Consider the following 11,046-nt stretch of genomic DNA (forward strand, 5'->3'; position numbering starts at 1 on the left):
CCATCGTCAAGGTGGTCGTTAAGATCGCCCCCGAGACCAACCTGCTGGCGTTCAACGCCGCGATCGAGGCCGCCCGCGCCGGCGAGCACGGGCTGGGTTTCTCGGTGGTCGCCGACGAGGTGCGCAAGCTGGCCGAGAAGTCCGCCGACGCCACGCGCCAGATCAACCGCCTGCTGGGCGAGTCGCTCAAGCGCATCGACAGCGGTAACGCCGTGACCCAGCGCGCTACCGACTCATTCGCACGCATCGTCGAAGGCGTGGCCCAGACCACCGACTCGATCGAGGAGATCGCCACCACCGCCAGCGCCCAGCTCGAAACCGCCAACCGGGTCGACGGCGCGATCCGTGAACTGGCACGGGCGACCCGCGGCGAGGAGCGGGCGAGGTCATGAGCGCACGCGTCTTCGGCATCCTGCGCGTCGGTGCCGGCGATGTCGCCCTCGACGCCCGCGATCTGCAAGAGGTGGTGCGCCTGGAGCGCCTGCCGCCGCCGCGCCCGCGGGCGCCGGCATGGTCGCGGGGTACGCTGTCGCTGCGCGGTCAGCCGCTGCCGCTGGTCGACCTGGCGGGGCTATTGCAGCTCGATCCTGACACCCCGGCAGCGCCAACTCTCGATGCCCGTGACGAAGTCCATGTCGACGAGGCCCATCTCGTCGAGGCCCAGAGCAGGACTCACAGCCAGGGCAGGCCCCAGGCCAGCTTCGTCGCCGTGGTCGCGCATCGCGGGGCGCGTTTCGGCCTGTGCGTGACCCAGATCGTCGACGTGATCGAGGTGCGGCCTGACCAGCGGCATGCGGTGAGCCACGGCGACGGCAGCACGCTGGCGCTGACGCCTTCGCTGATCGATCACCCGAGCCTGGCACACCCGGCTTATCTGCTCGACCTGGATGCGCTGTTCGCGCTGGAAGAGATGGTCGCGGTGACGCCGTCGCCGGAACTGGCCGGGCGCCAAGCGGCCGATGTCCCGACGCTGACCAGTGACGCCACGCCGACGCGGCTCACCGCCCGACACTGGCTGATCGTGGAGAGTGGCGGCCAGGCGCTGGCGCTGGATACCGCGATCGTCGGCGAGGTCGCCAACTGCCCCCAGATCGAACCGCCGCCGATCGAGCTCGACGCCTACCTCGGCAACGTCACGCTGCGCGGTGCGCGGCTGCCGCTGTTCGACCCCGGTGAGTTGATCGGGGGCGCGCCCCAGCGTGTGCGACCCGGTTACATGGTGGTGCTCGACGGCCCCGAGGGGCGCCTGGCACTGGCCCTGGAACACGTCACCGCGCTCAGCGCCGACGGCACCCTGGCTCCCGCCGGCCCGGGCCAACCCCAGACCGTGGCCGGACTGGTGGCCGGCCCCTCGGGGCGCGATGCCCTGGCGCTCGATCACCGGGTGCTGCTGTCGGCGCTCAATCTGAGTGCGCTGGCGCGCCTGCACGCGCGGCTCGACGGTACCCAGACGGGCAGCGCCGCCGAGCGCCAGCCCCGGCGGCGCTTCGCGTTGGTGCACTTCGTTTGCGCGGGAGACTACACCACCCTGCTCGATCAGCTCTACGCGGTCGACGCCGCCCCTGTCTACTACCTCCGGAGCGGCGGCGACCCGCGCTGCTTCGTCGGCGTCTGGCGCCGTCACGGGCGCAGCGTCGCCCTGGTCGATCTGCGCCGGCTGCTGGGCCGCGACGTGTCGCGCCCACCCCGACACGTGCTGATCGCCGACAGCGGCCAGGGGTTGATCGGGTTTCTCACCGATGAGGTGCAGCGCATCGACTACGTCGAAGCGGCCGAGAAGAGCCTGGTGGTGCGCTGGCGCGGTGACATCGATCCCGAGGCTCCGGCGATCGAGCGCGCCAAGCGGCTGGTGGCGCTCGGCGTCGGCGCCCGCCATCAGGTCATGGCCATGATCTGCCTCCAGGGACTGGCAGCTGACCTGGCGCTGAGCAGCGCGGCGCTGTCGACTGCCGACGACGTCGCCGAGCCCGCCTAGCTCGGCCTGCCCTGGTCTGGGCTGCGTTGCGCAGCGGGCGCGGCATCGCTCTCGCCGTCATCATCCACGCGACTCGCGCCACCTTCAGCGTCGGCGCCGTCCGAGGTTCGATCGAGTGCCGCCTCGTCGGCGTCCGCCTCCCGGGTCAGATGCGCCGGCAGGTCGCGCTTCATCCGCACGCCCAGCTTGTTGAGCGCCAGCGCCTGGCCGACCAGGCTGCCCTGTCCGGTTGATAGCCGCCCCATGGCCTGGTCGTAGCTGCCCTGTGCCCGGCCCAGGTGGCGGCCGACATCCTCGAGGCTCGAGACGAAGCCCTGGAATTTGTCGAGCAGCTTGCCGGCACGCTCGGCGATATGGCGCGCGTTCTCGTTCTGGCGCTCCAGATTCCACAGGCTTGCCACGGTGCGCAGGCTGGCCAGCAGCGTGGTCGGCGTGACCACGATGATGTCGCGGGAGAAAGCCTCCTGAAACAGGCTTTCGTCATGCTGGAAGGCGACCGCGAAGGCCGGTTCGACCGGCATGAACAGGAATACGAAATCGGGCGAACGCAGTCCCGGCAATCTCGGGTAGTCGCGCCCGGAGAGGGCGTCGATATGGCTTCTCACCGCTTGAACGTGCGCGCGTAGCGCCTGCTCGCGCTCGGCGTCGTCATCGGCATTGACGTAGCGCACGTAGGCGTTGAGCGAAACCTTGGCATCGACGATCAGGTGCTTGTCGTCGGGCAGGTAGATCACCGCATCCGGGCGTTGGCGACCCTGCTCGCCGTCGATCGAGACTTCGCGCCGGTATTCGATGTCGCGGCGCAGGCCCGAGCGCTCCAGCACCGACTCCAGCATCATCTCGCCCCAGTTGCCCTGCATCTTCTTGTCGCCCTTGAGGGCACGGGTGAGATTGGCGGCCTCTTCGGTGATCTGGCGGTTGAGCGAGGCGAGTTGATCGATCTGCACCTTGAGCGTGGTGCGTTCGCGCACTTCCTGACCGTGAAGCTCCTCGAGACGCTGACGAAAGCCGCTGACCTGCTCGCGAAACGGTTTCAGCAAGGCTTCCAGGCTGTCCCGGCTCTGGGCGCTGTAGGTGCGCTGGCGCTCGTCGAAGATGCGCCCGGCAAGCGATTCGAACTCGTGCCCCATCCGCGTCTTCGCCTGCTCCAGCAGCTGGAGCTGTTCCGCGTGCTGGTTCTGCTGCTGCTCGTGGCGGGTCTCGAGCCGGCCGTACTGCTCGCGCAGTGTCGCCAGGCGTTCGTTGAGGGCCTCCAGTTGCTGCTCGCGGGTGCCAAGCTGCTGCTGCAGTTGCGCCTGGCGCTCGCGCAGATCGTCCTGCTGACCGTCGCTCTGGGCCAGCTCCTGCTCCAGGCGCTGGCACTGCGCCTCGCTGGCCTGGAGCCGCGTCAGCAGGCTGTCGCGCTCGCGTGCGAAACGCTGGCGCTGCCACACCACGACGCCGATCAGGACCGTCACCAGGCCACCGATCAGGACGAGCCCGCCGGCCGACTGCAACAGCCATTCCCCCACTCCGCCATTCATCGCATCGCTTCCTCTTGACCCGGCGCCCGCTCGCCACCCCGCGGCGGCCACCATCCCCGAGTCGGCGCCCGCGCGCAAGCCGCGAACTCCGGACCGGGCGTGTCCCACGCGCGTTTTTCCTTGAACTTTGCCCAGACTATCCCAAACTTTCGAGGTAAGCCGAGACATGGACCGGGATGGCCCGTGGGCTTGCTATTCATCGAAACATCAAGCCGCTATATCAAGACCAGGAGGTCAAGATGGCTCAGCAACTCAACGGTAAACGTGTCGCAATCCTCGCCGCCGACGGCTTCGAGGAGTCAGAACTCTCCTCCCCTCGTGCCGCGCTGCAAGGCCAGGGCGTCGAGACTCACGTCATCACGCCGGACGGCAAGGGCATTCGCGCCTGGGCCGAGACGGACTGGGGCGACACCTACGAGGCGGACAAGAGCCTCGATGAGGTCAACGAATCCGACTACCATGCCCTGGTGCTGCCAGGTGGTCTGTTCAACCCCGATACGCTGCGACTCAACGACAAGGCCCTGGCGTTCGTCAGGCACTTCTTCGAAGCCGGCAAGCCGGTCGCCGCGATCTGTCACGCGCCGTGGATCCTGATCAACGCCGGCGTCGTCGAGGGCCGCAGGATGACCTCGGTGCCCTCGGTCGCACAGGATCTGAAAAATGCCGGCGCCCAGTGGTTCGACGAGTCGGTCGTGGTCGACAGCGGCCTGGTCACCAGCCGCACGCCGAAGGATCTCGACGACTTCAACGGCAAGTTGCTGGAAGAGCTGGCCGAAGGTCGGCACAGCAAGCAGCACGCCTGATCGACGCTCGACAACGACCGTCCGGACGCCCACCCTATGGTGGGCGTTTTTCGTGGGCCAACGCCCCGCTCTTCCGACTGCCCGTCGGATCCTGACCTGGAGTCCCGCATGCTTGCCGACACCGACTTCTCCTCGAGGCCGACGATCTTCCGCTGCGCTGTCGCCCTGATCCTCACGATCCCGATGACCTCGCAGGCCGTGGCCTCCGACATCGGCTGCGAGGCCAAGCGCAAGCATCTCGAGCAGCAGCTCGCGCAAGCCGATACCAACCATCAGTCTCACCGTGCCGCAGGGCTGCGTCGCGCGCTGAACGCGGTCGAAGATCACTGCACCACGGCTTCCTTGATCGGCGACAGCCGCCAAACGCTTGCGGATCTCGAAGAGGAACGTCAGGAGCAGCGTGAAGCGCTCGACGAAGCGACACGGGAGGACGACCGGGAGGATATCGCCAAACACCGGCGCAAACTCAAGAGACTCGATGCCGAAATCGCTTCGGAGCGGCATCGATTGACAGCGCTGGAAGCGCTCGAGGAATAGACGCAACGGGCCGAGACTTTGCACGATAACCCGCGAATTCCCATACTCATCGTTAATCAAACCTAGGATTGCCAGCCATCGTGCCCCACTCTTCCGACACTGCCTCCGAAACCACCGGCGCCGGATCGCTCCCTCGGCTGTTCGTGACCAAGCTCGTCCACTTCACCAAGAAGCTGGTTCGGCTGTTCATCCGGCCCATGCGCGGAGGCGACAAGGGCGAGGGCGGGGTGATCGTCCACCCCTATCGCGGCTACGGTTCGCATACGGAAGCCTTCATCATGGGCCGCGTGTTTCGCCAGCCCGGGCGCTTGATGAAGTGGGAGAAAGGCGGGACGGCGCGCGACCTGGTCGACGTCACGCGTCGCCTGGTCAGGCATGGTGTCAGGGATGCGCGGGTCGATATCCGGCTCGGCGCGACCCACGCCACCGTCACCACCGATCGCGACGGCTATTTCCACGCCCATATCGATATTACCCACACCCTGCCCGCCGACGCGATCTGGCACTCGGTCAAGCTGGAGGTCCTCTCGGAGGACGACGCCATCAGCACCGAGACCGAGATCTACATACCGCCGGCGAGTACCGACCTGATCGTGATCAGCGATATCGACGACACGGTGATGTACACCGGCGTCGCCAACAAGTTGAAGATGCTCTACCGCCTGTTCATGGAAAAGGCCGACCGGCGCACCGCCTTTCCCGGTGTCGCGGCGCTCTATCGCGCGCTCTACGGCGGTGCCGAGGGCAATCGCAAACGCCCCATGCTCTATGTCTCGCGGGGGCCCTGGAGCATCTACGAAGTCCTCGAGATGTTCTTCAACATGAACCGTATCCCGGTCGGGCCGATTCTGTTCCTGCGCGAGTGGGGCATGACGCTCAAGCGGCCTTGGCCGCGCAAGGCCGAGGACCACAAGTCCGACGTCATCTGCAACATGCTGTCGCTCTACGACACGCTCCCCTTCATCCTCATCGGCGATAGCGGCCAGCGCGATCCGGAGGTCTATACCGAGATCGTCAAAATGCACCCCGACCGCGTCCGCGCCATCTACATCCGCAAGGTGGACGACGATCCGGAGCGGGACGCCGCGATCGAGGCCCTGGCCAATGAGGTCAAGCACGCCGGTTGCGAACTGATCCTCGCCCGGGACAGCGTCAGCATCGCCGAGCATGCGCTGGCGAAAGGCTATATCTCGGAAGAGGGCTGCGAGGCGGTACGCGAGGACACGCACCGCCAGCAGCAGCAATAAGGCGTTTTATCGCTCTTTTGCTACCTGTATTGCCGCCGTTCGTAAAAGAGAGATCCGGCCCCGTGCTGGCCGTCTGATTCATGGCAATGGATCGATGCGGATTGGCGTAAAGATACTCATGCTGCGCGGCCTCTTGCGCAGTACCCGTTGGCCGCTGTGTCATGCAAAACTACTTGAGCTGGGGAGCATCTTGAGGGCAATGCCTTTGAGAGCATGAGTTGGAGTCAGGCCATTGTCGGCGGCGCCGAGCATTGGCGGGATGCTGCGTTGGCGGGTTTGAAAGTGTGCTGGTCGCCCATTCGGCTCGGCACGGGCAGCGCTTTGGCAGGAGAACGCTCGGGGAGTGGAGCTTCACCATGGCGAGCGGTTTTCTCGATGGCGTTCCGGCGGGAACGCACTGCTTTCGAGAGAACCACTCGCCCTATCCGTTTTCAGGCCGGTTTCAGGCGGCCTTGCCGGAGGCGATGTCGGCGACCAAGGCCTTGAGCACCTTCCAGAACTCTTCGACGGATGAAAGCTCGGTACGCTCGGTGGGCGAGTGGGCGCCGCGAATCACCGGGCCGAAGGAGATCATCTCCAACTGCGGGTACTTGCCACCGATGATGCCGCACTCGAGACCGGCGTGGATCACCTTCACCGCGGGGTCGCTGCCCAGCTGCTCCTGGTGGAGCCGGCGAAAGCGGGTCAGCAGCGTGCTGTCGGCGCTGGGCGTCCAGCCAGGGTAGACGTTCTCGACCCGCGTCTGGGCGCCGATCAGGCCGAACAACGCCGTGAAACGGTCCGCCAGGTTGCGTGTCGCGCTGTCTCGCAGCGATCGCACCAGCGCGCAGAGATGGAAGCGCCCCTTCTCCAGCGATACCACCCCCAGGTTGTTGGAGGTCTCCACCACGCCCGGCACCTCGACGCTCATGCGCTCGACACCGTAAGGCGCGGCGTGGAGGGCGGAAACCAGCAACTGGGTGGCGGTGTCGGTCAGCGCGTCTACGTCCTCGCAGGAGACCGCCGCCGGCGACAGCGAGAGCGTCACGTCGTCGTCGACGCCGGCCAGCTCCTCGCGGTAGAGCGCCTGCAGGTCGGCGAGCGCCTGCTCCACCGCCGGCAGATGATGTTCGTCCACCACGATGGTGGCGAAGGCCTCACGAGGCAGCGCATTGCGCAGCGTGCCCCCCTGGTAGTCCACCAGCCGAATCTCGAACTCGCCCAGTCCTCGCAGCGCCCTCACCAGCAACTGGTTGGCGTTGCCCCGCTCCTTGTGGATATCGGCGCCGGAGTGCCCGCCGACCAGGCCGGTCAGGGAGATACGACGCATCACCTCCTCCTCGTCGCAGCCGCGCATCGGCAAGTCGGCGTCGACCACGACATCGGCACCGCCGGCGCAGCCGATATAGACTTCGCCGCGATCCTCGGAGTCGAGGTTGAGCAGGTAGCGCCCCTCCAGCCAGTTCTCGTCCAGCGACAGTGCGCCCTGCAACGAGGTCTCCTCCTCCAGCGTGAACAGCGCCTCGATCGGGCCGTGGTCGATGTCGTCCGCCTCGAGAATCGCCAGCGCCGCCGCGACACCGAGACCGTTGTCGGCACCCAGCGTGGTATCGCGGGCGTGGAGCCAGCCATCCTCGACATAGGTGTCGAGCGGGTCGTTGAGGAAATCGTGGGGGTGGTCGCTGTTGGCCTGCGTGACCATGTCGAGATGGCCCTGCAGGATCACCCCGGGCACCGCCTCGCAGCCCGGGCTCGCCGCCTTGCGGATCCGCAGGTTGCCGTAGCTGTCGCGATCGTGGGTCAAGCCGTTGTCGTCGGCCCAGCGCTGCAGGATGTCGATCAACTTCGCTTCGTGGCCAGAGGAGCGCGGCGTATTGCAGAGCGTACGAAAATGACGCCACACGGGCTCGGGGGAGAGTTGCAGTAGATGATCGTTCATGGTCGATTCCAGCCTCGTCGCGCGGCGAGCAGCTCGCCGCAACGGGTGTCGAAAGAGTGATGAATGAAACCCGAGCCGCCAGCGGACCGCGGCTCGTTTTGAGGTGCGAATACCTTACTCGCCTGACTGCGGCTTGACCATATGTGCCGAATGCTCGCGCCCCTCAGCCAGGCACCGGTGCGGTGCCGTCGGCATCGCGACGGTCGTGGTGCCACGCCAGCAAGTCCGCCGCCAGCTCGCGTGCGGTTACCAGACGTTCGCGCCGCCCCTGCCGCAACAGCGCCTCGTCGCGATACTGGAACAGCGCCGGGACGGCCACCCGCGCCGATCGCGTCAGGTCGCCGGGCGTCTGGGACCCGCTCTCCTCGCACGCCAGCGAGCGATCGACCGCGGCCAGCGGCTGTTGCCGCCACCAGCCGAGCCAGGCCTCCCGCAACCAGGGCCGGACCGGTGCCAGCTCGCCGCCACCGGCAGCGAACCAGGCCAGCCGCTGGTGGAGATCTGCGGACAGGGCCGGCGCTGCCCCCTCGTGCAGCCAGGCCGCCACGACGGGGGCGTCGATGTCCCGCAGTTCGGCTGCCAGCAGATCCGGCAGGTGGCGCACGAAATCGTCATGCATCCGGTCGAGGAGCCGCGCCGATTCATCCGTCAGCGCCAGCGCCATCATCTGCGCCGGTTCGCCGCTGGACGCCTCTCGGGTCAGCCCGATCCGCAGCGAGCGAAACCCCTGCCGACGCCAGAATCGGGTCAACGACGGCTCAGCACCGAAGCTCACGCCCAACTGATCGACAGCGCGCTCCCGTGCCGCCGTGGCGACCCGCTCGATCATCGCCGAGCCGGTTCCCTCGCGCCTGGCCAGCGGGTGAACGGCGATCCGCATGATGCGCCACCAGTTGGCGAGCGCGGCCTCCCGGTAACCGCCGTGGGTGGCCAGCGACTGCGCCAGCAGATGACCCCGCGGACGCCGCTGCCCATGGTAGATGGCGTTGGCCAGTTCGGCGTCGAAGCCCCCCTCCTGCTGCACCACGCAGATGCCGACGACCATGTCGCCGACGAAAGCCGCCAGCAGGTGGACGTCGGGACCGTCCAGTAGATGTCGCAGATCGCTCGGCGACGTGCGGTAGTGGGCCTGCACCAGCAGCCCGAAAATCGATCTCAGCAAGCCGTCGTCACGGGCCAGGGCCGCCCGGTCCAGCCAGGCATAGACGACCGGCATCGGACGCGCGACAGCGGCGACGGACTCGGCGGCGACGATCTCGGCATCCAGGCACAGCAGGTCGCGGGTCAACGCTTCCAGCGGGTCACCGGCCGCCCAGCGAATGGGAGTATCCAGCTGTAGCCGCCGCCACTCCGGCGTCAGCCGATCCAGCGCATCGCGCAGGCGAACCTCGAATCCGCGGCCGGTACCTTCGTAGCCATGCACCGTGGTGGCGAAGGCGATCCGCGGGAAGCGACGCAACCAGTCGACCAGGCGCGCGGCGGGAATCGCGGCCGCCTCGTCGACGAACAGCGTCGGCGGCGACTGCGTGTCGATGTCGAACGCCGCCAGCGCGGGAACGACCTGCTCCGGCGCCAGCCACTCGACCCGACAGTCCCGACCGTCGAGGCGGACCTCGAAACGCCCCGCCTCACGCTCGCCGCCGGGCAGTAACCGCTGGAGGCGTTCGAACACCGCCTCCACGGCGATCGAACTCGATGCCGCGATCCAGAGCCGCCGCTCGCCGCGCATCAGCCGACGCGCGGCCGCGATGCCCAACGCCGCGCTTTTGCCACGGCCGCGATCGGCCACCAACACCACTGGCCGACGCCGCCGCATTCGCGTCAGTCGTGAAACCGCTTCGGCCTGGTCCCGGGTCAGGCAGTCGCTGTCATCGCAGGTGTCCGCCGGGGAGTGGTCATCGACGCCAGCGGCCGGCGAACCGGCCATCCCCGGCGAAGGGCCCGGCAAGCCGGCCTCGGCCGGCCATGCCACGAGTCGAGCGTCATCGCGCAGCCTTGCGCCCAGACGCTGGAGGTATCGTGCCGAGAGGGTCTCCACGGGGTGGGGCCAATGCGCGAGGCGCTGGTAGTCGGCGTCGGGCGGCCACTGCGCGTCGGTCGGTCGCTGCCAGTGTCCCGGCGTCAACAGCACCAGCCAGCCCCCGGCCAGGAGGGTCCCGCTGATGGCGCCGAAGGCATCCGGATCGAACCCCGCCGCGGAGGAAACCGCGTCGAAGATCACCAGATCGTGCTCGCTGCCCAACTGGCTGCGGGCGCGCGAGGCGCTCAGCCGCGGCACGCCCTCCGGTAACGGCGAAGCGTGGCCGGAGGACGCCGGCTCGGGCCCGATCCACAGCGGGGACTGCCAGCGCCCCGCCGCGATCCAGGCCAGTGCCTTGCGCACCGCCTGCGGCGCGGCGCCGGCGATCCACAGCACGCCTCGCCAGCGACGGCGCCGGAGGTCGTCGCTGCGACCGGTCAGCCAGTCGCCGAGCGGGGAGTGATCATTCGAAGCGGCCATCAGCGCAGTCTAGCCGAAGGCGTCGCCCAGATCGGGTTTCATCGTGGGGCAGTAACGGGCGACGGCCACCGCGAGGACGACCCCGCCCAGGGTCAGCGCCACCGGCAGCCAGCTGAACACGACACCGGAGGAGACGTAGAGATAGAGGAAGAACACCGTCATCACGCCGCCACCCAACAGCCGACCGGCCCTGGTGCCGGCCAGGTAGACGCTGGCCAGCACGCCGACGAACGGGATCAACACGCTGAACAGGTTGATCACGAACTCGCGCCCGCCTTCGGCCACGCCTGGGAGGATCAGCCGCGCCACCAGCTCCCATGCCACCAGGTAGATCGCCACCGGCGCGGCAAAGCTGCCGATCAGGCGCAGCACGGTGCGGGTCGGCTCATCGGCGCCGGGCTTGTTGGACTGGGGCGTTTTCATAGCGGCAAACCATCCTGAACCATCGAACGAAACGCTGAGGCGGGTCAGCAGGAGAGCCAGATTACAGACGGAAGACGGAAGACGGAAGACGGAAGACGGAAGACGGAAGACGGAAGACGG

At 67.6% G+C, this 11,046-nt stretch carries 9 protein-coding genes; 5 read left to right on the top strand and 4 right to left on the bottom strand.

Annotated elements, in window-relative coordinates; all coding sequences use genetic code 11:
- A partial coding sequence (locus tag Q0602_RS06355; protein WP_298840455.1) for a methyl-accepting chemotaxis protein occupies window positions 1–392 on the top strand: 392 nt, incomplete at its 5' end.
- Window positions 389–1,975 carry a chemotaxis protein CheW gene (locus tag Q0602_RS06360; RefSeq protein ID WP_298840457.1) on the top strand — a complete coding sequence of 529 codons (1,587 nt, stop codon included), beginning with the start codon at window positions 389–391 and terminating at the stop codon, window positions 1,973–1,975. The genes Q0602_RS06355 and Q0602_RS06360, both read left to right, overlap by 4 nt.
- Here Q0602_RS06360 and rmuC read toward each other — a convergent pair.
- Window positions 1,972–3,498: a DNA recombination protein RmuC gene (rmuC, locus tag Q0602_RS06365; RefSeq protein ID WP_298840460.1), complete on the bottom strand. Its 1,527-nt coding sequence runs from the start codon at window positions 3,496–3,498 to the stop codon at window positions 1,972–1,974. The two genes, Q0602_RS06360 and rmuC, sit on opposite strands and share 4 nt — an antisense overlap.
- Before the next feature lie 239 nt (window positions 3,499–3,737).
- Between rmuC and Q0602_RS06370 the strand changes: the two genes are divergently transcribed.
- The 3 genes from Q0602_RS06370 (at window position 3,738) to Q0602_RS06380 (ending at window position 6,085) form a co-directional block, all read left to right on the top strand.
- Complete coding sequence (locus Q0602_RS06370; RefSeq protein ID WP_295040853.1) at window positions 3,738–4,301, top strand: type 1 glutamine amidotransferase domain-containing protein; 564 nt, start codon at window positions 3,738–3,740, stop codon at window positions 4,299–4,301.
- Window positions 4,302–4,409: 108 nt separating this feature from the next.
- Complete coding sequence (locus tag Q0602_RS06375) at window positions 4,410–4,838, top strand: DUF1090 domain-containing protein (protein ID WP_298840464.1); 429 nt, start codon at window positions 4,410–4,412, stop codon at window positions 4,836–4,838.
- An 80-nt stretch (window positions 4,839–4,918) separates the two neighbouring features.
- Window positions 4,919–6,085, top strand: coding sequence for an App1 family protein (locus Q0602_RS06380; RefSeq protein ID WP_367276928.1), 1,167 nt, complete (start codon window positions 4,919–4,921; stop codon window positions 6,083–6,085).
- 442 nt (window positions 6,086–6,527) lie between these two features.
- Here the strand turns inward: Q0602_RS06380 and Q0602_RS06385 are convergent, their stop codons facing one another.
- The 3 genes from Q0602_RS06385 to Q0602_RS06395 form a co-directional block, all read right to left on the bottom strand.
- The gene (locus Q0602_RS06385) at window positions 6,528–8,003 is read right to left on the bottom strand and encodes an aminoacyl-histidine dipeptidase (protein WP_298840467.1); all 1,476 of its coding nucleotides are present in this window, start codon (window positions 8,001–8,003) and stop codon (window positions 6,528–6,530) included.
- Window positions 8,004–8,166: 163 nt separating this feature from the next.
- Complete coding sequence (locus Q0602_RS06390) at window positions 8,167–10,503, bottom strand: GNAT family N-acetyltransferase (RefSeq protein ID WP_298840470.1); 2,337 nt, start codon at window positions 10,501–10,503, stop codon at window positions 8,167–8,169.
- A gap of 9 nt (window positions 10,504–10,512) precedes the next feature.
- Window positions 10,513–10,926 (bottom strand): hypothetical protein, encoded by a 414-nt coding sequence (locus tag Q0602_RS06395; RefSeq protein WP_149434197.1) that lies wholly within the window; start codon window positions 10,924–10,926, stop codon window positions 10,513–10,515.
- Between the last annotated feature and the right edge of the window lie 120 nt (window positions 10,927–11,046).

The sequence above is a fragment of the uncultured Salinicola sp. genome (assembly GCF_937921195.1).
Taxonomy (GTDB): Bacteria; Pseudomonadota; Gammaproteobacteria; order Pseudomonadales; family Halomonadaceae; genus Salinicola.